Source organism: Flavobacterium columnare, assembly GCF_014844295.1.
Taxonomy (GTDB): Bacteria; Bacteroidota; Bacteroidia; order Flavobacteriales; family Flavobacteriaceae; genus Flavobacterium; species Flavobacterium columnare.
Map to the genome: position 1 here is coordinate 2,414,638 of NZ_CP054494.1, position 24,191 is coordinate 2,438,828.

The following is a 24,191-nucleotide window of genomic DNA, read 5'->3' on the forward strand; positions in this document are numbered from 1 at the left end:
ATCAGATGTTTGAAATTGAATTGTTTGGAGAATGATCGTAGAAATTTGTACTTTTGACGTTCATAGGGTTGATTTCTCGCCCGTAAGAAGGAATTGCGATTTTACCAATCAATAAGAATTATTATGTCAGTTTTAGAAAAATTAAGTTCAGCTGAAGCCATTGCATTAGAAGACAAACACGGAGCACACAATTATCATCCACTACCAGTAGTCTTAAGTAGAGGAGAAGGAGTGTACGTTTGGGATGTAGAAGGTAAGAAATATTACGATTTTTTATCAGCGTATTCTGCCGTAAACCAAGGGCATTGTCATCCAAGAATTGTCGATGCTATGGTAAAACAAGCTCAAACATTAACTTTAACTTCAAGAGCATTTTATAATGATAAGTTAGGTGTTTATGAACAATATGTAACCAACTATTTTGGTTTTGATAAGGTATTGCCAATGAACACAGGAGCTGAAGCAGTTGAAACAGCTTTGAAATTGTGTCGTAAATGGGCTTATGAAAAAAAAGGAATTAATGAAAATGAGGCTCAAATTATAGTTTGTGAAAATAACTTCCACGGAAGAACAACCACAATCATTTCATTCTCTAATGATGAAAATGCTCGTAAGAACTTTGGCCCTTATACAGCAGGATTTATAAAAATTGCATACGATGATTTAGAAGCTTTAGAACAAGCAATTACGTCATCTCCTAATGTTGCAGGTTTTTTAGTAGAACCTATTCAAGGAGAAGCAGGAGTTTATGTTCCTAGTGAAGGATATTTAGCAAAAGCAAAAGCATTATGTGAAAAACATAATGTATTGTTTATAGCCGATGAGGTTCAAACAGGTATTGCTCGTACCGGTAAATTACTAGCAGTACATCATGAAAATGTTCAACCTGATATTTTAATTTTAGGAAAAGCATTATCAGGAGGTGCGTATCCTGTATCAGCTGTATTGGCTAATGATGGCATTATGAATGTAATAAAACCAGGTCAACACGGATCTACTTTTGGAGGAAATCCAGTAGCTGCTGCTGTGGCTATAGAAGCTTTAGAAGTGGTAAAAGAGGAGCAATTAGCCGAAAATGCAGAACGTTTAGGGAAAATATTCAGAGAAGAATTAGCTAAATTTATAAAAACATCGAATGTAGCTACTTTAGTCCGTGGTAAAGGGTTGTTGAATGCGGTTGTAATTAATGATACAGAAGAAAGTGATACAGCTTGGAATATTTGTGTGAAATTGGCAGAGAAAGGCTTATTAGCTAAACCAACACATGGCAATATTATTCGTTTTGCACCACCTTTGGTGATGAATGAAGAACAATTAAGAGATTGTGTTGCTATAATCATAGATACTCTTAAAGCGTTTGAAAAATAAAAACTAATAGGCTGTCTACAAAATAAGCATAGAAAATCTTATTTTGTTTATTTAATAACACGAAAAGCTTCATTTTTGATGCTATTTCTTACTGTTAGGGAACAAGATAAAATGATACAATTATTATCTTGTAGACAGCCTCCTTCTTTATGTTAAATGTTTAATAAAATAAGAAATAAACATAATAATTAAGTTTATATAGCCTAATGATCGGATGTATTTATTAGAAAAATTAAAAACTTTAAAATATTGTCCAATTATTAGCAATACATAAGGAAGTACGCTAAAAAGAGGAGGATACATAAAAAAAGCATTTTTTAACTCTCCTTTTAGTAATAAAATAAAAGCCCTTTGTGCCCCACACCCCAGACAATCTACCCTGAAAACCATTTTAAATAAACAAGGAATCATAAAATCGTTCATGATTATTTCTTTTCTACCCGTGTAAAAACGTAGTTCATTGTAAAATTAAATATTTACTTCCTATTTTTGTCAAAAAAAAGTTATGTTTTCCAAAGGAGATAAAGTGTCCGTTTTAGATGATAATATTAATGGAGTAGTAATTAAGATAGCTACAGATCAAGTTTGGATAGAAACAGAAGAAGGTTTTGAGTTACCTTTTAAAAGCAACGAATTGATTTTGATAGGAGAATCAGGAATGGATTTTTCTACAACAAATTTTTATGCAATAAAGAAAGAAAAAGAAATTTCTAAACCTAAAAATTCTATAAAAGAAAAAAAATCTAAGAAGGATGAAACCATTTTAGAGGTGGATCTTCATATAGAAAAATTAGTACAAAGTACTAAAGGAATGAATAATTACGATATTTTAAATATTCAAATAGAAACAGCACAAAGACAGCTAGATTTTGCAATAAAAAACAAAATTCAGAAAGTGGTACTTATTCACGGTGTTGGAGAAGGGATCTTGAAAGCTGAACTAGATTTCCTATTAAATAGATATAGCTACATCAGCTTTCAAGAAGCTAGTTTTCAAAAATATGGTTTTGGTGCAACAGAAGTATATATTAACCAAAAAAACTTTTTGTAAACTAGTTTATAATTTCGCCAAATTCATAATCACCATTAGGATTTGGACTGTATGTTTTAATTCCATTCTTAAAAGTAACTTTTCTGAGTTTGATAACATGACGATAAGTGGTAGAGGTTTGTTGAGTGGTTTCTATCACAATAACACCATCGTTATCCGTTGTCCCGTTTTGAGCAATCCATTCTTCGGTTAAACTAGGACTTGTAGGAGGGATAGATTGACAGAAAAAATTACTATTTAAATTACCATTGTAAACTCTATAGCTTATTTTATTAACGTTATTTATTAACGCCGTCTTTGTACCAACCGTTTGGTGTTTATATAAATTAGAATCTATATCTAACAATAAGGCATTATTATTATTGTATTTAAATATAAGGTTGTTTCCTGAACAATTTTGCATAACAGCATTTTTATAATCAAATTTTAAATCGATTAAATCGGTTGTGTAATTGCCAAAATCATATTGGTCATATACCAGTTGTTTGTTAGGGGTGTTGAATGTTATATTTTTGAATAAGATCTTATGGTTATAACCTACTATTTTGGAAGGATCATTGGTAGAGGTTATTTTGTTAGAAGTTATTTCAATAGTCCCGCCTGATACGGTCCATTGTTCTGCAATAGGAACACTGCCCGTAGAACAGATTTCATTACTACTAATTGTAGAATAAAACTTTTTATAAACTAAACTATGAGTTGTTCCAATAGTGTACGTTTTAGTTCCTTCTTCATTAGGAAAGCTTGTTTCAGGAGTAACAAAGACAAGAGCTTCTCTATCATTAATTTTATATAATGTATTGGTGGTGTTGCATTTTTGAACAGTAATGTTTCCAAAATTAAATGTTTCCTCTATTATATTCCCGTCATCACAAGCCGTCAGAAGCATTAGTGAAGTTAGTAAAAACCAAAAATTTTTCATATTCTTTAAATTTAAAACAAAAATACAATTTTAAAATTTTAATCAAAGTTATTGTTATATTTGGATCGCTAACTAAAAATATTTATGAATTCACAAGTAACAAAAACAAATTATCCAGCTTTATATACCCTGGTAACGGTTTTCTTTTTTTGGGGTTTTATTGCGGCAGGAAATAGTATATTTATTCCATTTTGTAAAAATTATTTTTCCTTAGATCAATTCCAATCCCAGTTAATAGATTTTGCATTTTATACGGCTTATTATTTAGGAGCATTATTATTATTTGCTTTTGGAAATGCCAGAGGGAAAGATATTGTAGGAAGTTGGGGACATAAAAAAAGTATAATTTATGGTTTGTTATTTTCTGCTTTAGGAGCAGGAGCCATGATTTTAGCCGTAAAAGGGAGTATCTATGAAGGTATGTTGGTAGGTTTGTTTATAGTAGCATTAGGTTTTTCATTGCAACAAACGGCAGCTAACCCTTTTGCTATCTTATTAGGAGATCCTAAAACAGGAGCAAGTAGAGTAAATTTAGGAGGAGGAATTAATTCATTAGGGACAACAATAGGGCCAATAATTGTAGCCTTAGCCTTGTTTGGAACAACCGCTTCAGTTTCAGATGATCAAATTAAACATTTAGAATTAGATAAAGTTATTTTTCTTTATGTGTGTGTAGGCTTACTATTTGTAGGTTCAGCAGCATTGTTTTATTTATCTAAAAAAGTACCCTCAGGAATCTCTAATGAACCTATGGAAAAAGCCAATAAGGCTTTAATGACATTGGTCGTTATGACCATACTTTTAGCCGCTTGTTTTACCTTTATTTTTAAAACATATCAGAATGTAAATGATTTAAATTCGTCTGATTTATTAGATTTAAATGAGTATAGAATGAACTGGTTAATTGGAGCTTTAGTAGTAGTTTTAGGGGGAATTTTTTATGCTTATACATCCGCTAAGAAAAACCCTGAAGGTTGGGGGGCTATGCAGTATCCTCAACTAGTATTAGGAATGTTGGCCATTTTTGTTTACGTAGGTGTTGAGGTTGCTATAGGAAGTAACCTAGGAGAATTGTTAAAATTACCTGAATTTGGTAGTTTACAATCTTCTGATATTGCGCCTTATATATCTATGTATTGGGGAGGTTTAATGATAGGACGTTGGGCTGGTGCTATTAGTGTTTTTGATTTGAAAGGAATGAAAAAGATAATAGCATTAATAGTAGTCCCTCTGATAGCATTTGGAATAGTATTAGGTGCTAATATCCTTTCTGGTAAAGATATGAAACCTTTATATTTTTATGTTTTATGTGTTCTATTACAAATTGTAGCCATGTTTTTATCTAAAGATAAACCAGCAAGAACATTAATGATTTTTGCCTTATTTGGTCTGATGGCTATGCTGATAGGTTTGTTTTCAACAGGTATTATTGCAGTTTATGCGTTTTTAGCGGGAGGATTAGCGTGTAGTATCATGTGGCCAGCAATTTTTAGTTTATCTATTTTTGGTTTAGGAAAATATACTTCACAAGGTTCCGCTTTTTTAATCATGATGATATTAGGTGGTGGAATAATACCTCCTATTCAAGGTAAAATTTCAGATTTAATAGGTATACATAATTCATATATTGTAGCTGTTCTTTGTTTTGCTTATTTAACATTTTTTGCAATTCTAGTTAAGAATATATTAAAAAAACAAAATATTGATGTAGACTTAATAGAAATTAAAGAAGGGCATTAGAACTTTGAAAAATATTAATTTTAGAAAAGGGTAAAAGGAATTGAGTACTTTTATCCTTTTTTTATAATTATAAATCTGATTTTATGAACCTTAACAAATATTTTGTAGCTGCCTTTTCATCCTTCTTTATATGGGGCTTTTTTAGTTTGGCGATAAAAAAACTTCATGCTTATCCTTCTTTAGATATATTATTCTACCGCGTTTTTTATGCCACCTTTTTGTTGTTACTCATTAATTTGTTATTCAGAAAACACGTCGTTTTTAATAATTTTAAAACGTTTAATGAATTAAGTATAAAGATCAAGAAAAAAACAATTTTTTTAACCGTTTTAGGAGGTTTGTTACTTGTGTTAAATTGGTTTTTATTCATGTATTGCGTAAATCATGTTAGTATACAATCTGCTTCATTTGCCTATCTAATTTGTCCAATAATTACAACAATATTAGCTTATTTTATACTCAAAGAAAATTTGAATAAAGGACAATGGATAGCAGTAGGATTATTTATTATTAGCTGTGGTATTTTATCTTATGGGCATATTGAAGATTTGATCTATTCCTTAATAATTGCATCAACCTTTGCAATGTATCTTATAAGTCAAAGAAAAAATAATCAATTTGATCGTTTTGTGGTATTAACAATTCAATTGATGATTTCATCATTACTGTTATTACCTTTTTATTTTTTTTATAAATCAGAAACGCCCATAGTATTATTATTTTGGGAGGTAATGACTTTTATAGTTGTATTGTTTACTATCCTTCCTTTGTTTTTAAATTTGTACGCCCTTAAAGGTATTGATTCAAAAACAGTAGGAGTTTTAATGTATACTAATCCGTTGATTAATTTCTTTTTGGCATTATTTTATTTTAAAGAAGAAATAAATCTAATTCAATTAAGTGCTTACTTGTTAATAATAGTTGCTATAATTTTATTTAACATCAACTATTTTGTGAAAAAGGGGGATTAATTTTTTACACAAAATTTCACTTTTTTGTTAAAAAAGAGGGAATATGCTATTAATATTAATCCTTTTTATTGTTTTGTTTAATATTTTATGAGAACAAATGTTTGTTTTATTTTTGTTTTAAAAAAAAAAATTATAGGTTTGCAGAAATAATTTAAAAACCAACCAATTTATGAAAAAAGCGATCAAAGTAAGCACTCTGTTGCTGAGTGTGGCTACATCAGTAGCATTATTTTCTTGTTCTAAGGAAAAAGAGGAATTGACTAATCAAGAAGAGGCAGCAATTGTAGAACAACCAACAGGAGTTGAACACGAATGTAGTTATGTAGATTCTTCTTGGCCAGCTTCAGCTAGTTTATCTACAACCTTATCTTCTGGCGCAGGAACATCAACAGATGCTACTTTTATGACAAATCAAAATACTACTATTAAAACTTTTTGGAGAGGGACTTCTGTAGCAGCTCCGGTGTTTAGATTTGTAAAAAACGGTACGGACTGGAATTCCACCTATAATGCAATTTCTTATAGTAATGGAAAAATTTATTATGGAGAAGGAATTTTTAGAGATGCAAAATCTAAAGATGCTTCAAACTTAATCAATGTAATGATTCTTGCTCATGAGTACGGACATCAATTACAATATGCGTTCCGTTTGCCTTCTAAAAAAGAATCAACAGCTAGAGCAGGTGAATTAGAAGCAGATGGAATGGCAGGTTATTATTTAAGAAGGGGGTATGGTAAATCTACTTACTCTGAAATAGCTAAGGCTTATGAATTTGCTTATGAAATTGGAGATAATCAAACAACAAGTCCTGGTCATCACGGTACGCCTGTACAAAGACGCTCAGCAGTTCGTTTAGGATTTTTGTTAGCAGATCCTACAAATGCTAAATTAACTGCAACTCAGTTTGATTCAAACTTCTTTTATTACTATGATGGGGTGCTGGCAGGTACTTATAGATTGGCTAAGCCAGAAGGAATGAGTGATGAAGGGCATCGATTAATTATGAGTAAAATGCAGGAATTACAAAAAATTCAATCAGGAAAAATGTCTGATGCGGAATATTTTAACTTATAATAAATTTAGTTAATTTTATTTTTAGAGCCAGCTATAAGTTTGTAGCTGGCTTTTTTGTAATCTTATTTTTCTGATAAAATAATCAAATTTTAAACCCGGATTATGTATTAAAAAATATTAGAGAGAAGAACCTTTGTGGCTTATTATTGTTCAAATTAGAAATAGCATCTACAGTATTGTTTTTTAGAGAGGTAATGATTTTTATAATTATATTGTTTACTATTCTATTTTTTTGTTTTTAAATTTGCATGAACTTAAAGATACTAATTTAAAAAGTAGGCGTTTTAATGTGTATCAATCCACTGATCATTTATTCTTGATATTTTTTTATTTTAAAGAAGAAATAAATTTAATTAAATCAAGTGTTTACTCTTTTATGATATACTATAATTTTATTTATGTTTTAAATTTAACAAAAAATTAATTAATTTATAATTATATGTTTTTTTAAAAATATTGTTGTGTTTTATGATTTATTTGTGATTTTTAAAATTTAAATTTGCAGAAATTATTTAAAAACAAACTAAGTTTATGAAAAAAAAAATCAAAGTAAGCACTCTGTTGTTGGGTGTAGTTTCTTTAATATTATGTTCTTGTTCTAAAGAAAAAGAAGAAGTAAAAAAACAAGAAGAAGCAGTAATTATAGAAAAACCAATAGAGGTAGAAAAAGAATGTGATTTTGTTGATGATAATTGGCCAGCTTCGGCTACTCTATCAAAAACCTTATCTGATGGAGCAGGAACAGTAGCAGATGCTATTTTAATGAATGATCAAAATACAGCTATTAAAACTTTTTGGAGAGGAATTTCTGAAGCAGCTCCAGTTTTTAGATTTGTAAAAAATGGCACGGACTGGAAATCTACTTATAATGCTATTTCTTATGATACTGGGAAAATTTATTATGGAGAAGGTATTTTCAGAGATGCAAAATCTAAAGATGCCTCAAATTTAGTTAACATAATGATTCTTGCTCATGAGTATGGACATCAATTACAATATACGTTTCGTTTACCTTCTGTAAAAGAATCAACCGCCAGAGCAAGTGAGTTAGAAGCAGATGGAATGGCGGGATATTATTTGAGAAAAGGGTATGGTAAAACTACTTATTATCAAATAGCCGCAGCTTATGAATTTGCATATTCAATTGGAGATAATCAAATAACAAAATCAGATCATCATGGTAAACCTGCACAAAGACGCTCAGCAGTTCGTTTAGGATTTTTGTTAGCAGATCCTGCAAATACTAAATTAACAGCAACTCAGTTTGATACTGAATTCTTTTATTACTATAATGGAGTATTAAATGCTTCTTATAGAATGGCTAAACCAGAAGGAATGAGTGATAAAGGCCACCGATTAATTATGAGTAAAATGCAGGAATTACAAAAAATTCAATCAGGAAAAATGTCTGATGCGGAATATTTTAACTTATAATAAATTTAGTTAATCTTATTTTTAGGGCCAGCTATCATTGTATAGTTGGCTTTTTTATTAATAGAAAGTCCTACTTTTGTTTTTTTTACTTATAAAGAAGAGAGGGGGCAAATCAAAATTTTAAAAAGCTGCTTTAGATTTGTGAAAAAAGGAATTGTTAACGAGGTAAACGAATGGAAAATCTGTTTTTTTGTCAATTTAAAAAATAATGAAGAATGTTTTTTTTGTCATTTTGTCATAAAGTAATAAAGGTGTGCTGACAAACGACACCGTTTTTAGTATTGGCATAATCCTTGTCATTTTCGAAAATGTATTGAAAGCACGACTACTTGTTTAAAAGTAGTTCATTAAAAAGAATTAAAATTTAAGGAGAATTATATTATGAGTAAAATTATTGGAATCGACTTAGGTACTACTAACTCATGTGTGGCAGTAATGGAAGGTGGAGAACCAGTTGTAATTGCAAACGCAGAAGGTAGAAGAACTACTCCATCAGTAATTGCATTTGTTGAAGGAGGAGAAATTAAAGTAGGAGATGCTGCAAAACGTCAAGCAGTAACAAACCCTACTAAAACGATTGCTTCTGTTAAGCGTTTTATGGGGAATAAATACTCTGAAAGCGCGAAAGAAGCTTCAACTGTGGCTTATAAAGTAGTGAAAGGAGATAACGATACACCACGTGTGGATATTGATGGTCGCTTATATACACCACAAGAATTATCAGCTATGACACTTCAAAAAATGAAGAAAACAGCTGAAGATTATTTAGGACATACAGTAACTGAAGCGGTTATTACAGTTCCAGCTTATTTTAATGATGCACAACGTCAGGCTACTAAAGAAGCAGGTGAAATTGCAGGTTTAAAAGTAATGCGTATTATTAACGAGCCTACAGCAGCAGCTTTAGCTTATGGTTTAGATAAAGCAGCTCACGATAAAAAAATTGCTGTTTATGATTTAGGTGGAGGTACTTTTGATATTTCTATTTTAGAATTAGGTGATGGAGTGTTTGAAGTATTATCAACTAATGGTGATACTCATTTAGGAGGAGATGATTTTGATCAAGTAATTATTGATTGGTTAGCTAATGAATTTCAATCAGCAGAAGGACTAGACTTACGTCAAGATCCAATGGCTTTACAACGTTTAAAAGAAGCTGCTGAAAAAGCAAAAATTGAATTGTCAGCATCAGCACAAACTGAAATCAATCTTCCTTATATTACGGCTACAGCTTCTGGACCAAAACACTTAGTGCAAACTCTAACACGTGCTAAATTTGAACAATTAGCGGATAGTTTAGTAAAACGTTCAATGGAGCCTGTTGTTAAAGCATTAAAAGACGCAGGTTTGTCTACTTCTGATATTGATGAAGTAATCTTGGTAGGAGGTTCTACACGTATTCCTGTTATTCAAGAACAAGTAGAGAAGTTTTTTGGTAAAAAACCATCTAAAGGTGTAAATCCAGATGAAGTAGTAGCAATTGGAGCTGCTATTCAAGGAGGTGTACTAACAGGTGATGTGAAAGATGTATTGTTATTAGATGTAACGCCACTTTCTTTAGGTATTGAAACAATGGGAAGTGTAATGACTAAATTAATTGAATCTAATACAACAATTCCTACTAGAAAATCACAGGTTTTCTCGACAGCAGTAGATAATCAACCATCAGTAGAAATTCACGTATTACAAGGTGAGAGACCAATGGCTAACGATAACAAAACAATAGGTCGTTTTCATTTAGATGGTATTCCGCCAGCACCAAGAGGAGTGCCGCAAATTGAAGTTACTTTTGATATCGACGCAAATGGTATTATCAAAGTATCAGCTACAGATAAAGGAACAGGCAAATCACATGACATTCGTATCGAAGCTTCTTCTGGATTAACACAAGAAGAAATAGAGAGAATGCGTAAGGAAGCTGAAATGAATGCGGAAGCAGATAAAGCCGCTAAAGAAAAAGCAGATAAGTTAAATGAAGCAGATAGCATGATTTTTCAAACGGAAAAGCAGTTAAGTGAATTTGGTGATAAATTATCAGAAGGTAATAAATCAAATATAGAAAATTCTTTAAGTGAGTTAAAAGCTGCTTACGAAACAAAAGAAATTTCTGCTATTACTCCAGCTTTAGAAAAAATCAATGAAGCTTGGAAAAACGCTTCTGAAGAAATGTATAAAGCTCAAGCAGAAGGGCAGCAAGCCGCTCAAGGACAGCCACAAGCTGATGCAAGTGGTGACGCTACTCAAGATGTAGAGTTTGAAGAAGTAAAATAAAATATTATAAATTTTATAAATAAGAAAGCTGTCCGAAAAATGTACTGCACCCAAAAGTTTAGACAAATTTATAATTAACTTTGATAATAATGAGCCCGATAGAATATCGGGCTCATTTTGTTTAAATTTGACTTGATTCTATCATTATTGTAATAAATTATATATTCATTTATCTCTTTTTTTAATTGGTTTATTGATCTGTATTATTTTATGAAATGTTCCTAATTATGATTCCTTTTTTTGATATTGATTATGTGACTCCTCCTTACGTCGGAGTGACAAACAAGAGACTATAAATAGAATCTAAAAGAGTATTCTTTGAATCTAAAAGGGTGGCATTGTAGGGAATTTTATTTTGTGATGTGTTTTTATCAAATAAGAGCAAAAAATTATTTATCAGCATATAAAATTAAAGATTTATTCACTGTTATACTCTATAAAAAATCACGAGGTTTGAGTAAACAGTAAAACTCATAAACAACCAAAAAACTAATCTATGGAATTTCTATACTTGTGGGTAATAAAATATAATAATATAAAACATCAAGGATTTAATACCATTTAAACGTTGAATTTTCTTTTTAAAAATAGTACATCTACAAAAGTAACAAAAATTAGTGTTGGTTCTCGATGCGCTTCGCGCTCGAACTAACGATGATTTCAATTATATACTCAACTGTCTGTTCGAGTTGTTTTTAAAATGAAAAAAAAACGTATTGAGAACTTTACTTTTTAATCCAGTATATTTTAAGGTTAAATGGTATAATAAAAAAATATTACTTAAAAATAGACTAGAATAAAAAACTAAGGTTTCTCTTTTTATATTTTAAAATTCATATAAACTTTTAGTTTAGCTATTGATTAAAATAAAAATGAGACGATCTTTCTAAATCGTCTCATTTTTATTTTTATATCGATTCGTATGATTATTTAACAGCAATCATAGAAATTTCAATGTTTACGTTTTTAGGAAGCGTAGCAACCTGTACTGTTTCGCGAGCAGGAGCAGTAGCTTCTTCGAAATATTTTCCATAAATAGAGTTGATCTTTGTGAAATCACCCATATTCATAATAAAAATAGTTGTTTTAATAACGTTTTCAAAAGTCATATCAGCAGCTTCAAGTACTGCTTTTAAGTTTTGCATAACCTGTTCTGTTTCTTCCTCAATTGAAGTTAAAACTAATTCGCTATTTTCAGGATTAATAGCTATTTGTCCTGAGGTGTATAAAGTATCCTTAATTTGTACTGCTTGGCTATAAGGGCCAATAGGGGCAGGTGCTTTTTCTGTAAAAATTATTTTTTTCATATTTTGTATAAATTATTATAATCTTCTATCAGGTAAACTTCTTTTATCCCATTTAATATCACTTAGCATAGAAGAACTGATGCCTATGAAGAAATACCAAGAGGCTCTATCTCCAAACGGATTCCATTGAAAATCCATACGCCAGCTTAATAAATCTCTTTGAAAACGCAATTGGGTATACGTAACTCCCTTTTGTACAAAATCATATCCAGTTGATATTCCTGTTTTCCAACGAGGAGTAAGATCTATATTTCCCGAGACCATTAATGAATTTTGTGTGATCGTATTTTCTCTTCTATTATTAGAGTAAGTTAAGGAATAAGCAAGGTTCAAATCCCAAGGAATTACTGATTGGTAAAATCCTTTGAAATTAGAATCATCATTGTCTTTTTTGTCAAAAGGATTTTGATTTCGATTGCTGAAATCGTTAGATGTCCCAAAAAGGTCGTCTGCTCTACCACCATTTCTTAGTCCTGAATTATTTAAATTACTCTGTTCAGGGTTCCTTTTACTACTCAAATCATTACTATTAATAGAATAGTTTAAAGTAATATTAGCACTAGTCATTCGAAATAAACTACCTCCATTGTTAATATTGAGTTTGTCTATCGTATTGCCCTTGCTGTTGATAGCATAGGGGTTTAAAGTCATGCCAAAATTAATAGTTAATTTATCTTTAAGTAAGTTAGTACCCCCACTTACTCGTAAAGGAGACCACTTTAATGAATCCGCGTCAATATTATAGTTAGAAGAGAAGTTCAGATTGTTGATTAAGATTATTTTTTTAGGAGCTGTTTTAGTAGAGTCTTTATCTCGTACTTTAGCTTCAAAAACGTTATTTAAAGAAAGAGATAAATTATTGTTTCTTCTATTGGAAGGGCCTCCAAAAATTCCTTTTTCAAAACGTGTGTAATTTGCCATTTTTCCACTGCCATCAATAGCGTATGTGTCATAATATTTTTCAAAACTAGGCGCGTAAGAATAACCAACATTTGGTCGCATAGTATGTCTTATGGATTGGATTTTTCCATTTTTTTTAAAATTAAAAGTACCATATATAGTAGTACCCATACTACTTGAAAAATCATAGGTTCTAAAAGAATCAAAACCTGATTTGTCAGTTTCTTCTACTTTTTTTAGCGCAGTGTTGTATTGTTTTCTTGTAGTTTTAAAATACCATGTTTCATTGAAATTAGACGAAGCAGTAATACTAAAGTACTTAAGAATTTTAAAATTCGTACTAAAAGGAATATTATGTTGAATCCCGTTTTGCATATTTTTAAACATAGCAGGTTTAAAGAATAAAGAATCAGTTGTTTGTACACGGTTTTCACCTCGTAAGCTATAAGTGAAATTTAGGTTTTTAATAATTCCTTTTTTAGTACCACTTTTAGCGGCAAACGGAAAAACACGATCTAAGCCAATTTGTAAGGTTGGAAGTGTCATGTTAATTTGTTTGGTATTTGTATTTTGAGAGTGCGAAGCCGTTAAAGAAAGGTTTGCTTGCGGAGTCCAATTAAACGTTTTTCCGTATGAAATAGAGGAGCTTAAAGTGTTATTTAAGAAATTAGAGGTGTTTAGTTGATTAAACGATTGTTGGTAGTATTTGCTACTACCTAAGTTTACTGAGGCAGAAAATCTTGAATTGGGTGTTGCTTTAGCATCTGGAGAATGGCTCCATTGTAAATTATATAGAGTAGACTTTCCATAACCTGGTAAGCCTCTTTCTCCATTTATTTGATTTTCATAGCGAAAATTGAAATTACCTCTGTACTTATATCGTTTTGCATAATTTGTCTCTGCTCTTAGTCCGTAACTACCGTTTGTAAAGTAATCTCCTAGTAAGGCTAGGTCTAAATTATTACTAATAGCAAAGTAATATCCGCCATTTTGTAATGAGTATCCTTGGGCATTATTTTGTCCAAAAGTAGGCATTATAATTCCAGAACTAGCTTGTTCAGTCATTGGAAAAAAAGCATAAGGAAGCCCTATAGGAGTAGGTACGTCAGCAATTACCATATTCGTTAGACCTGCTACTATTTTCTTTTTTGGAACAAATTTTATTTTTCGAGCCAAGAAATAATACTCAGGATCATCTAAGTTTTTAGAAGTTGTAAATCTTGCATTTTTAATAAAAAAAACAGAGTCGTTTTCTTTTTTAGTTATTTCGCCTTTTATTTTAAACTCTCCTTGATCCGTTCTAGAGTTCCAGATTAATGCCTTTTTTGTTTTAAAATTAAAACGGATTGAATCGGGTTCAACAATATTATTCCCTTGTTTAAAAACAGGATACTGTATATATTTACCAGTTGAGTCCTTCAATCTACCTGCATATACTTCGTCCTTATTATAATTTATAACGATAATGCCAGATTTAAGCTCGATATCCTTGTATTTTACTTCTGCTTCATCTTTTAAAATAGCAAGTTTTTTTTGGTTGTCTAGCCTAACAGAATGTTTTGATTTATAGAATATTTTACCTTCTAAAAAAGATTTTTTCTTTTTTATACTGTCTTTATTTTTAGCAATCTCTTCTTTTTTATTTGAAATATTAGAATTAAGTTTTATGCTATCTTTCTGTTTTACAGATAGTAGACTAGTGTTTTTTTTAGGAAGTTCCTGCGATTGTAGGCTCAGGCTACAAACGGTTATAAAAAAAGGAACTAAAACGATGTAAAATAAGTTTGTACGCAAAGCTATAAATACTATTTTTGTAAAAATATGGCTTAATTTTTGAAGCCACAAACTTACAGCTATTTTTAGAAATTAAGTAAGTATTTAATAAAATTATAACCATTTAATTCATTAGTGAAATGAAGGTGAAAAATAGAAATAAAATGAAACGTGTTTTTTTTGCTGCTTTATTTGTTTTGTCTGGTGTTCTTCAAGCACAAAATACAAGTAAGTTTCGAGTTTGTTTAGATGCAGGACATGGTAATCAAGACTTTGGAGCTACGTATCATGGTTATGTAGAAAAACAAATTAATTTAGCTATCGTTTTAAAACTAGGAGCTATTTTAGAAAAAGATCCTACTATTGATGTTATTTATACTCGTAAAACAGATACTTTTATAGAACTTGTTGAACGAGCTAATATTGCTAATAAAAATAAAGCAAATATTTTTGTTTCTATTCATTGCAATGCTAATAAAAATTTAGAAGCTTATGGTTCAGAAACCTACGTAATGGGACTTTCAAAAAGTGCTTCTAGTTTAGCTGTGGCACGAAAGGAAAATGAAGTTATAAAGTTAGAGGATAATTATAAAACGAAATATGCAGGATATAACCCTAATGCTCCTGAATCATTAATTAGTGCTACAATTGCACAAGAAGAATATTTAGATCAAAGTATTGAATTAGCCAGTAGAATTCAAGACAATTTTGACCAAAAAGTAAATCGTAAAAATAGAGGAGTACATCAGGCACCTTTTATGGTTCTGCACAAAGCCTTTATGCCTAGAGTTTTAGTAGAAACAGGATTTATTTCTAATCAATTAGAAGGAGCTTATCTAAATTCAGAAGAGGGACAAGAAAATGTAGCAAGATCCATAGCAGATGCCATTTTTAGGATGAAAGCAGAACATTTTGGTGGCTCTGTACCCTTTCTAGATATTAAAAAATCAGAAAAACCTACCCCGAAAGATACCACGCCTAAAGGGAAAGAGGTCGTAGCACCCGTGAAAGACGTTGTAAAACAAGAGCCTGTAAAATCAGAAATAAAAACAAAAACAATTGATAATCAAAAAGTTGTTTTTAAAGTGCAATTAAAAGCAAGTAATATGCAAATTGATATTAAACCAGAGAATTTTAATGGGTTGTCTAGTATTTCCTCTGTTTTTGAAGGAGGATATTATAAATATATGTATGGAGAAACAAATGATTATCAGGAATCTAGAAAAATGTTGACAGAAGTTAAAAACAAAGGATATGAATCAGCTTTTATTGTTCCCTATAAAAATGGAGTTAAAATTAGCCTGAATGAAGCAGTGAAATCTGCTAAGTAATTAGTATTTTTGTAAAAAAAAAGTTTATATTTTGAAAATAACACGAGAAATTAAAACAGCAATTTTGGTAATTGCTTCTATTTTATTATTTATCTGGGGATATAGTTTTTTAAAAGGAAGTAACTTGTTAAATAACCATAAAAGACTATTTGTAGAATTTGATAATGTAGAAGGTCTACTTTCTTCCGCATCTGTCACTATCAGTGGAAAAGTAGTTGGTAAAGTCAAATCACTAAATTTGACAGATACAGGAAAAATTCTAGCTGAATTACAAATTAATCAAGATGATTTTCCAATCTCTAAAACAAGTGTAGCTCAAATATATGAGCCTGGTTTTATAGGGGGAAAACAAATAGCTATTATTCCTAATTTTAATGATAAAAATATAACAGTTGACGGAGATCGTTTAAAGGCAGATGTTAAATTAGGATTAACAGATAATTTAGGTAAAAAATTAGCTCCAACTCAGCAAAAAATAGAGTCATTAGTTCAAGATGCAGATCAATTAATGATTAATGTTAATCAGATTTTAAATGATCAAGCAAAGAACGATCTTCAACAAGCTATAGCTCGGCTTAGTCAAACAATGGCAGAGTTTAATAAATTAGGTAAAGGAGCTAACCAATTATTAGCAACCAATCAAAAAAGCTTAAATCATTCATTAGGAAATATAGAAAAAATTACCACAGATTTTTCGAAAGTATCTAGTGAGTTAGAAAAAGCAGAATTAGGAAAGACCTTGAAAAACTTAGAAGGAACCTTAGCTAATGTTAATAAACTAATGGCAGATATGCAAGCGGGACAAGGAACTTTAGGAAAAGCAATGAAAGACGAGGCAATGTATAATAACTTGACCAAAGCCGCTAAAGAAATTGAATTGTTATTACAAGATTTGCGTTTGCATCCTACCCGTTATGTGAATGTTTCCCTTTTTGGTAAAAAAGATAAACCATATAAAGGACCTGAATCACAATCAAAATAATTTTAAACCAATCAATCTTTTATAGATATATGAATTATTTAAGCAGTTTATTTTTTCTAATTATTCTTGGTGTTGGAATAGGATTTTTTGCAAAAAATGTAAAAAAAATCATTCGTAATATAAAGTTAGGAAAAGATATTAATCGATCAGATCGTTCATCAGATCGTTGGAAAAATATGCTCTTAGTAGCATTTGGTCAGAAAAAGATGTTTACACGTCCAATACCTGCAGTTTTGCATTTTGTATTGTATTCAGCTTTTATAATTACTCAAATAGAATTACTCGAAATTTTTATTGATGGTATTTTTGGAACTCATCGTTTTTTTAAACCAGCTTTAGGTGGTTTTTATACTTTTTTAATCAGTTTTATCGAAATTTTATCAGTTACCGCATTAGTGGCTACTGTTGCTTTTTTAATGAGAAGAAATTTACTTAAATTACCTCGTTTAAATAAGACCGAATTGTTAGGATGGCCTAAAAAAGATGCAAACTTAATCCTGATAATGGAAATTGTATTAGTATCTTGTATTTTCACTATGAATGGAACGGATCAAGTGTTATATACAATGGGTAAATCACACTTTGAAGGACAAGGATCGTTTGGGTTTACTGTATCTCAGTATTTAGGGCCTGCTTTTTTTGGAAGTTTGAGTGAAGGAACCTTACATATTTTGGAAAGAATAGGCTGGTGGGGACATTTTATGATGGTAATGGTTTTCTTAAATTACCTATACTATTCTAAACATTTACATATTATTCTAGCTTTTCCAAATACATTTTTTGCAGATTTGAACCCTTTAGGAAAGTTTGATAATTTAGAAAGTGTTACCAATGAAGTGAAATTAATGATGGATCCAAATGCTGATCCTTATGCGGCAGCACCAGCAGATGCAGTACCAAGTAAGTTTGGAGCTTCGGATGTTACAGATTTAAATTGGGTTCAATTGTTAAACGCTTATACATGTACTGAATGTGGACGTTGTACATCTTCTTGCCCAGCCAATCAGACAGGTAAAAAATTATCTCCTCGTAAAATTATGATGGATACACGCGATCGTTTAACAGAAGTGGGAGATAATATAAATAAAAATAAAGGGGTATTTGTAGAAGATGGAAAAACGTTATTAAATGACTATATTACACAAGAAGAACTTTGGGCGTGTACTTCATGTAATGCTTGTGTAGAAGAATGTCCCGTTAATATAAGTCCTCTTTCGATAATCATGGATATGCGTCGCTATTTAGTAATGGAGCAAAGCGCAGCACCTCAGTCTTTAAATGCCATGATGACCAATATTGAAAACAATAGTGCACCTTGGCAATATAGTCAGATGGATCGTTTGAATTGGAAAGACGAAAATTAATAGTTGAAATTGCAGACAAATCAATATAGAGAGTTATGTCAGAAAATTTAATAGTGCCTACAATGGCAGAAATGTTAGCTCAAGGGAAACAGCCAGAAGTTTTATTCTGGGTAGGATGTGCAGGAAGTTTTGATGATAGAGCTAAAAAGATAACAAAAGCATTTGTTAAAATTTTAAATAAAGCAAGCGTTGAATTTGCGGTTTTAGGAACCGAAGAAGCTTGTACAGGAGATCCTGCAAAGCGTGCAGGAAACGAATTTTTGTTTCAAATGCAAGCTTTTATGAATATTGAAGTTCTAAAGGCTTATGAAACAAAAAAAATTGTAACGGCTTGTCCTCATTGTTTTAATACTCTAAAAAACGAATATCCAGAATTAGGAGGGGAGTTTGAAGTAGTGCATCATACCGAATTTTTAAAAGAACTATTAGACGGAGGGCGCTTGACGATTGAAGGAGGTCAGTTTAAAGGGAAAAAAATAACATTCCACGACCCGTGCTATTTAGGACGTGCTAATAAAATATATGAAGCACCTCGTGACCTAATTCAAAAGTTAGATGCAGAACTCGTTGAAATGAAACGTTCTAAGACTAACGGATTATGTTGTGGAGCAGGAGGAGCACAAATGTTTAAAGAACCTGAAAACGGAGATAAAGACATTAACGTTGAGCGTACAGAAGACGCATTAGCAACTAAGGTAGATATCATAGCTGCTGGATGTCCTTTTTGTAATACAATGCTAACAGATGGTACTAAAGCAAAACATCGTGAACATGATGTAAAAGTACTGGATGTAGCAGAATTAATTGCTAACGCCCAAGATTTATAATATTAAGATGTATATACCTTTTGAAAATATGCCACTTGATTCACGTGTTTGGATTTACCAATCCAACCGAAAATTAAGTGATGTCGAAGTGGAAGAAATAGCCGCTCATGTACAAAACTTTATTGATGATTGGTCAGCTCATGGTGCTTCTTTAGAAGCATCATTTGATATTAGATATAATCGTTTCGTTATTTTAGCAGTGAATGCTGATGTACAAGCACCTACAGGGTGTTCAATTGATAGTTCAGTACAATTTATTCAGCAATTAGAAAAAAAATATGACATTGATTTGTTGGATAAAATGAACGTTACTTTTAAAAATGGGGATTTTATAGCGCATAAATCATTAATAGATTTCAAGAAAATGGCTAAAGAAAAAGCAGTTTCAGCGTCTACCATTGTTTTTAATAATTTAGTTAATACTATAGAGGAACTGAATGATTCTTGGGAAGTTCCTGCAAATGAAAGCTGGCATAGCCGCTTTTTTTAATCAATAAACATGAAGTTTTCTATTTTTAAATACTTATTTTTTTCTGTAATAGCCTTATTAATGATGCAATGCGCGGTTATAAAAAATCGTAAAAGGCAAGAGACTATTATGGCAGAAACAAAAAATATACCTGTAATTCAAAAATTTATAGATCCTACTAAAGAAGGATTCAATCTATTTAACGAATTGGCAGGAGAACGTCAATGGGTTGATAGTATCTATAATTCGTTAAGTTTTGAAGAAAAATTAGGACAACTTTTTATGGTTGCAGCGTATTCTAATAAAGATACAGTTCATTTTAACGCATTAGATAAACTTATAAAGAATTATAAAATAGGAGGACTAATTTTCTTTCAAGGAGGGCCATTGCGTCAAGCAAAACTAACAAATCGTTTTCAAGCGAATTCTAAAATACCCCTTTTTGTAGGTAATGATGCAGAGTGGGGACTTAGTATGCGATTAGATTCTACTTATGCTTATCCTTGGAATATGACTTTAGGTGCTGTTCAAGATATGAAACTAATAGAACAATTAGGAGAAAGAATGGCTAAGGAAACCAAAAGAATGGGATTGCAGTTTAATTTTGCTCCTGTAATTGATATTAATACAAATCCTAACAACCCCATTATAGGAAATCGCTCTTTTGGTGAAAATAAAGAAGAGGTAACCAAGCGAGCAGTAGCCTTAATGAAAGGGATCCAAAATCAAGGCGTATTTGCTACAGGGAAACATTTTCCAGGGCATGGTGATACAGAAACAGATTCTCATCACACCTTGCCCGTCGTAAACTTTACAAAAGAACGCATAGACTCAGTTGAATTATACCCTTATAAAAAAATGTTCAACTTGGGATTATCTTCTGTTATGGTAGCTCATTTAAATGTGCCAAGTTTAGAAGAACGTCAAAATTATCCTTCTTCTACTTCTTATAATATAGTAACAAATATTTTAAAGAAAGAATTAGACTTTAAAGGGTTGATTTTTACAGATGCTCTTAATATGAAAGGAGCAAGTAGTTTTAAAAAACCAGGCGATATAGATTTAGAAGCCTTTTTAGCTGGTAATGATATTATGTTATTTGCAGAAGATGTTCCAGCAGCCATTACTAAATTTACACAAGCTTATAACGATAAAATAATTACAGACGATCGTATTGAACATTCCGTAAAAAAGATTTTAAGTTATAAATATAAAGCAGGATTACATCAGTATAAGCCTGTAGATCTAACAGGTTTGTCTAATGATTTAAATGCTCCAGAAGGTAATAAATTGCAATATGAATTATATGAAAATGCAATTACGGTTTTAAAAAATGAACAGTCTCTATTGCCTATAAAAGATTTGACTAAAGCTAAAATAGCCTACGTAAAACTTGGCGATGATTCAGGTGCCGTTTTTTTGAACTCATTAAAAAAATATGCCGAAGTACAAGAAATGGAAGAAAAAAATCTAGATACCCTTTTGGTTAATTTAAAGGAATTTAATACGGTAATTATAGGATATCATAAGTCGGATAAAGCATGGCGTAAGCATGATTTTTCTGAAAAGGATCTACTTTGGTTAGAAAAAATAGCAGCTCAAAACCATGTAATTCTAGATGTTTTCGTAAAACCATACACGTTACTTAAAATTAAATCCTTTGACAATATAAAAGGACTAATAGTTAGCTACCAAAATGGGGATATACCACAAACTATTTCAGCTGAATTAATTTTTGGAGCAATAGAATCAAAAGGTAAATTACCTGTTTCTATTAAAGAACATTTTAAGGTAGGAGAAGGACTATCTACCGAAAAAATTAATAGATTAGGCTTTTCTTCCCCAGAAGGAGTAGGGATGAGTTTTAATAAATTAAAAGAAATTGATGATATAGTTAAAAAAGCAATTGATGATAAAATAACACCTGGAGCACAAGTTTTAGTTGCAAGAAAAGGAAAAATAATTTATCATAAATCATTCGGTTATCACACCTATGAACAAGATTCAAAGGTTAAAAATACAGATGTTTACGATATTGCATCTTTATCTAAAATTATAGGTACTTTACCCAATGTAATGATTGATTATGATAAAGGAAAGATAAATTTAGAAACCCGTTTAGGCGAAATGCTTCCTAAAGCAAGAGGAACAAACAAAGATTCTATTTTTTTTAAAGATTTGCTGTCACACTATGCACGATTAAAACCTTGGGAACCTTTCTATAAACAAACAATTGATTCGATTACTAAAAAACCATCAGAAAAATTATATCGTAAAACGGCAACAGAAGGTTTTACAACGCAAGTATCTGAAAATTTATTTTTAGTAGATAATTACAAAGATTCAATTATATCTAAGATATTAAAAAGTCCGTTATTACCTAAAAAAGAATATAAATACAGCGATTTTACCTTTATTTTATTAAAAGAATATTTAGAAACGCATCATAATACTACCTTAGATAAATTGGCTAATGAAAATTTCTTTTCAAAAATGGGAATGAATTATACAATGTATAATCCTTTGAAAAAAATAGAAATAGATCAAATCCCACCCACAGAAAGAGATAGTTATTTTCGTCAGGATATAATTCAAGGATATGTACATGATATGGCTGCGGCTATGCAAGGAGGAGTAGCAGGCCATGCGGGGTTGTTTTCAAATGCAAGTGACATTGCAAAAATGATGCAGCTTTACTTGAATAAAGGTAATTATGGAGGAATTCAATTTTTTTCTTCTAAAACAATGGACGATTTTAATACTTGTTATTTTTGTACTGAAGGAAATAGAAGAGGAATAGGGTTTGATAAACCTCAGTTAAAAGGGGAAAGCCCTACTTGTGGGTGTGCATCAATAACTAGTTTTGGACATACAGGCTTTACAGGAACAATGACTTGGGCTGATCCAGAAAAAGAACTTATTTATATATTCTTATCCAATAGAACCTTTCCAGATAGTAATGCACCAAATAGACTTGCAAAAGAAAACACAAGAGAAAAAATTCAGCAAATTATTTATGATTCAATTCTTGATTAATCGGTACTATTTAGTGAAACTAGTTTTTAAATTTTTAGAATATAGTAAATTCGTAAAGTAATAAATTTACTTTGCGAATTTTTTTTAATAATTTTTTTTAAAAAAAATCTACTCTTATTTGTTTTTTAAAAATATAAAGATTAGCTAAAAGAGTAGAGTGATTTTTAAAATAATAATATTTTTCATTATTTATGAAAATAGCAATAGTTTGTTATCCAACATTTGGAGGTAGTGGTGTAGTAGCAACAGAATTAGGTTTAGAGCTGGCTCGTCGAGGTCATGAAATTCATTTTATTACCTATCGTCAACCCGTGCGTTTAGCTCTTTTGAGTCACAATGTACATTATCATGAAGTAAACGTTCCTGAATATCCATTATTTCATTACCAACCCTATGAATTAGCTCTTTCGAGTAAATTAGTAGATATGGTAAAACTCTATAAAATAGATGTATTGCATGTGCATTATGCCATACCTCATGCTTATGCAGGTTATATGGCTAAACAAATTTTAAAAGAAGAGGGAATTAATCTACCAATGGTTACTACATTGCATGGTACAGATATAACGTTAGTTGGAAATCATCCTTATTATAAACCAGCAGTTACTTTTAGTATCAATAAGTCAGATGTAGTAACATCTGTTTCAAAAAGCTTAAAAGAAGATACACTAAAATATTTTGATGTAACTAAGGAAATAAAAGTAGTTCCTAATTTTATAGAAATAGAAGAAACAGAGGCTCACAATCTAATTTGTAAAAGGTCTGTAATGGCTACGCCAGAAGAGAAAATAATTACCCATATTAGTAATTTTAGAAAGGTTAAAAAGATACCAGATGTAGTTAAAGTCTTTTTTAAGATACAAGAAAAAATACCTGCTAAACTAATGATGGTGGGTGATGGACCTGAAAAAGAAAAAGCAGAATGGCTTTGTAGAGAATTAGGTATTGAAGAAAAAGTTATTTTCTTTGGAAACAGTCATGAAATTAGTCAGATCTTATGTTATTCAGATCTGTTTTTATTGCCTTCTGATACAGAAAGCTTTGGATTGGCAGCACTAGAAGCCATGGCTAATAAAGTACCTGTTATATCAAGTAATTCGGGTGGTTTGCCTGAAGTTAATATAAATGGTGTTTCAGGCTTTTTAAGCTCGGTAGGCGATGTAGATGATATGGCTCAAAATGCCCTTAAAATTCTTTCAAACGATGATATACTAAACGAATTCAAAAGGAAAGCTTTTGAAACAGCCAAATTGTTTTCTGTAGAAAATATAGTGCCTATTTATGAAAATATTTATAAAGAAATCATTAATTCAAAAGAAAATATTTTGTAATTGTTTTATCTTTTGTTATAGGAAATTTTCTTAAAGATA

19 protein-coding genes are annotated in these 24,191 nt (G+C 30.8%); 14 read left to right on the plus strand and 5 right to left on the minus strand.

Annotated elements, in window-relative coordinates; all coding sequences use genetic code 11:
* Window positions 1-123: 123 nt before the first annotated feature.
* Entirely contained in the window at window positions 124-1,368 is a 1,245-nt protein-coding gene (rocD, locus tag HUE53_RS10505; RefSeq protein ID WP_014165537.1) for an ornithine--oxo-acid transaminase, read from the plus strand.
* 147 nt (window positions 1,369-1,515) lie between these two features.
* Here the strand turns inward: rocD and HUE53_RS14525 are convergent, their stop codons facing one another.
* A complete protein-coding gene (locus HUE53_RS14525) occupies window positions 1,516-1,791 on the minus strand; it encodes a DUF2752 domain-containing protein (protein WP_065213426.1) in 276 nt (91 codons plus the stop codon).
* 82 nt (window positions 1,792-1,873) lie between these two features.
* Here HUE53_RS14525 and HUE53_RS10515 point away from each other — a divergent pair, with 82 nt between their 5' ends.
* On the plus strand, window positions 1,874-2,419 hold the full coding sequence (locus tag HUE53_RS10515; protein ID WP_014165535.1) for a Smr/MutS family protein: 546 nt from the start codon (window positions 1,874-1,876) through the stop codon (window positions 2,417-2,419).
* A 1-nt stretch (window position 2,420) separates the two neighbouring features.
* Here HUE53_RS10515 and HUE53_RS10520 read toward each other — a convergent pair whose 3' ends face one another.
* Window positions 2,421-3,341, minus strand: a complete 921-nt coding sequence (locus HUE53_RS10520) for a hypothetical protein (RefSeq protein ID WP_014165534.1) — start codon at window positions 3,339-3,341, stop codon at window positions 2,421-2,423.
* Window positions 3,342-3,425: 84 nt separating this feature from the next.
* On the opposite strand from HUE53_RS10520, the gene HUE53_RS10525 reads away from it, so the two are divergent.
* The 5 genes from HUE53_RS10525 to dnaK all read left to right on the plus strand — a co-directional run bounded on the left by HUE53_RS10525 (window position 3,426) and on the right by dnaK (window position 10,832).
* Window positions 3,426-5,081 (plus strand): MFS transporter, encoded by a 1,656-nt coding sequence (locus HUE53_RS10525; protein WP_065213428.1) that lies wholly within the window; start codon window positions 3,426-3,428, stop codon window positions 5,079-5,081.
* An 83-nt stretch (window positions 5,082-5,164) separates the two neighbouring features.
* The gene (locus tag HUE53_RS10530; protein WP_077225060.1) at window positions 5,165-6,052 is read left to right on the plus strand and encodes an EamA family transporter; all 888 of its coding nucleotides are present in this window, start codon (window positions 5,165-5,167) and stop codon (window positions 6,050-6,052) included.
* A 169-nt stretch (window positions 6,053-6,221) separates the two neighbouring features.
* On the plus strand, window positions 6,222-7,127 hold the full coding sequence (locus HUE53_RS10535) for a neutral zinc metallopeptidase (RefSeq protein ID WP_014165531.1): 906 nt from the start codon (window positions 6,222-6,224) through the stop codon (window positions 7,125-7,127).
* A gap of 531 nt (window positions 7,128-7,658) precedes the next feature.
* Window positions 7,659-8,561, plus strand: a complete 903-nt coding sequence (locus HUE53_RS10540) for a neutral zinc metallopeptidase (RefSeq protein WP_014165530.1) — start codon at window positions 7,659-7,661, stop codon at window positions 8,559-8,561.
* A gap of 381 nt (window positions 8,562-8,942) precedes the next feature.
* Entirely contained in the window at window positions 8,943-10,832 is a 1,890-nt protein-coding gene (gene dnaK, locus HUE53_RS10545) for a molecular chaperone DnaK (RefSeq protein ID WP_065213429.1), read from the plus strand.
* Window positions 10,833-10,906: 74 nt separating this feature from the next.
* Here dnaK and HUE53_RS10550 read toward each other — a convergent pair whose 3' ends face one another.
* The 3 genes from HUE53_RS10550 to HUE53_RS10560 form a co-directional block, all read right to left on the minus strand.
* Window positions 10,907-11,026, minus strand: a complete 120-nt coding sequence (locus tag HUE53_RS10550) for an IS3 family transposase (protein WP_080572519.1) — start codon at window positions 11,024-11,026, stop codon at window positions 10,907-10,909.
* Between the two features lie 732 nt (window positions 11,027-11,758).
* Window positions 11,759-12,139: a RidA family protein gene (locus tag HUE53_RS10555; protein ID WP_014165527.1), complete on the minus strand. Its 381-nt coding sequence runs from the start codon at window positions 12,137-12,139 to the stop codon at window positions 11,759-11,761.
* Between the two features lie 15 nt (window positions 12,140-12,154).
* The gene (locus HUE53_RS10560; protein WP_077225427.1) at window positions 12,155-14,833 is read right to left on the minus strand and encodes a putative LPS assembly protein LptD; all 2,679 of its coding nucleotides are present in this window, start codon (window positions 14,831-14,833) and stop codon (window positions 12,155-12,157) included.
* Between the two features lie 143 nt (window positions 14,834-14,976).
* On the opposite strand from HUE53_RS10560, the gene HUE53_RS10565 reads away from it, so the two are divergent.
* From HUE53_RS10565 to bshA, 7 genes are all read left to right on the plus strand, one after another.
* Window positions 14,977-16,143 (plus strand): N-acetylmuramoyl-L-alanine amidase family protein, encoded by a 1,167-nt coding sequence (locus tag HUE53_RS10565; RefSeq protein WP_041253420.1) that lies wholly within the window; start codon window positions 14,977-14,979, stop codon window positions 16,141-16,143.
* A gap of 31 nt (window positions 16,144-16,174) precedes the next feature.
* Window positions 16,175-17,125, plus strand: coding sequence for an MlaD family protein (locus HUE53_RS10570; protein WP_192188468.1), 951 nt, complete (start codon window positions 16,175-16,177; stop codon window positions 17,123-17,125).
* 29 nt (window positions 17,126-17,154) lie between these two features.
* Window positions 17,155-18,489: a (Fe-S)-binding protein gene (locus HUE53_RS10575; RefSeq protein ID WP_192188469.1), complete on the plus strand. Its 1,335-nt coding sequence runs from the start codon at window positions 17,155-17,157 to the stop codon at window positions 18,487-18,489.
* 35 nt (window positions 18,490-18,524) lie between these two features.
* The gene (locus HUE53_RS10580; protein WP_192188470.1) at window positions 18,525-19,316 is read left to right on the plus strand and encodes a (Fe-S)-binding protein; all 792 of its coding nucleotides are present in this window, start codon (window positions 18,525-18,527) and stop codon (window positions 19,314-19,316) included.
* A gap of 7 nt (window positions 19,317-19,323) precedes the next feature.
* Window positions 19,324-19,806, plus strand: a complete 483-nt coding sequence (locus HUE53_RS10585) for a hypothetical protein (protein WP_014165521.1) — start codon at window positions 19,324-19,326, stop codon at window positions 19,804-19,806.
* Between the two features lie 9 nt (window positions 19,807-19,815).
* Window positions 19,816-22,821 (plus strand): glycoside hydrolase family 3 N-terminal domain-containing protein, encoded by a 3,006-nt coding sequence (locus HUE53_RS10590; protein WP_065213431.1) that lies wholly within the window; start codon window positions 19,816-19,818, stop codon window positions 22,819-22,821.
* A 191-nt stretch (window positions 22,822-23,012) separates the two neighbouring features.
* On the plus strand, window positions 23,013-24,152 hold the full coding sequence (gene bshA, locus HUE53_RS10595) for an N-acetyl-alpha-D-glucosaminyl L-malate synthase BshA (RefSeq protein WP_014165519.1): 1,140 nt from the start codon (window positions 23,013-23,015) through the stop codon (window positions 24,150-24,152).
* Window positions 24,153-24,191: the final 39 nt, after the last annotated feature.

Excerpts from the sequence above, each read along its gene's own strand:
- rocD (WP_014165537.1), top strand. The coding sequence starts at position 124 with ATGTCAGTTTTAGAAAAATTAAGTTCAGCTGAAGCCATTGCATTAGAA.
- HUE53_RS14525 (WP_065213426.1), bottom strand. The coding sequence starts at position 1,791 with ATGAACGATTTTATGATTCCTTGTTTATTTAAAATGGTTTTCAGGGTA.
- HUE53_RS10515 (WP_014165535.1), top strand. The coding sequence starts at position 1,874 with ATGTTTTCCAAAGGAGATAAAGTGTCCGTTTTAGATGATAATATTAAT.
- HUE53_RS10520 (WP_014165534.1), bottom strand. The coding sequence starts at position 3,341 with ATGAAAAATTTTTGGTTTTTACTAACTTCACTAATGCTTCTGACGGCT.
- HUE53_RS10525 (WP_065213428.1), top strand. The coding sequence starts at position 3,426 with ATGAATTCACAAGTAACAAAAACAAATTATCCAGCTTTATATACCCTG.
- HUE53_RS10530 (WP_077225060.1), top strand. The coding sequence starts at position 5,165 with ATGAACCTTAACAAATATTTTGTAGCTGCCTTTTCATCCTTCTTTATA.
- HUE53_RS10535 (WP_014165531.1), top strand. The coding sequence starts at position 6,222 with ATGAAAAAAGCGATCAAAGTAAGCACTCTGTTGCTGAGTGTGGCTACA.
- HUE53_RS10540 (WP_014165530.1), top strand. The coding sequence starts at position 7,659 with ATGAAAAAAAAAATCAAAGTAAGCACTCTGTTGTTGGGTGTAGTTTCT.
- dnaK (WP_065213429.1), top strand. The coding sequence starts at position 8,943 with ATGAGTAAAATTATTGGAATCGACTTAGGTACTACTAACTCATGTGTG.
- HUE53_RS10555 (WP_014165527.1), bottom strand. The coding sequence starts at position 12,139 with ATGAAAAAAATAATTTTTACAGAAAAAGCACCTGCCCCTATTGGCCCT.
- HUE53_RS10565 (WP_041253420.1), top strand. The coding sequence starts at position 14,977 with ATGAAACGTGTTTTTTTTGCTGCTTTATTTGTTTTGTCTGGTGTTCTT.
- HUE53_RS10575 (WP_192188469.1), top strand. The coding sequence starts at position 17,155 with ATGAATTATTTAAGCAGTTTATTTTTTCTAATTATTCTTGGTGTTGGA.
- HUE53_RS10580 (WP_192188470.1), top strand. The coding sequence starts at position 18,525 with ATGTCAGAAAATTTAATAGTGCCTACAATGGCAGAAATGTTAGCTCAA.
- HUE53_RS10585 (WP_014165521.1), top strand. The coding sequence starts at position 19,324 with ATGTATATACCTTTTGAAAATATGCCACTTGATTCACGTGTTTGGATT.
- HUE53_RS10590 (WP_065213431.1), top strand. The coding sequence starts at position 19,816 with ATGAAGTTTTCTATTTTTAAATACTTATTTTTTTCTGTAATAGCCTTA.
- bshA (WP_014165519.1), top strand. The coding sequence starts at position 23,013 with ATGAAAATAGCAATAGTTTGTTATCCAACATTTGGAGGTAGTGGTGTA.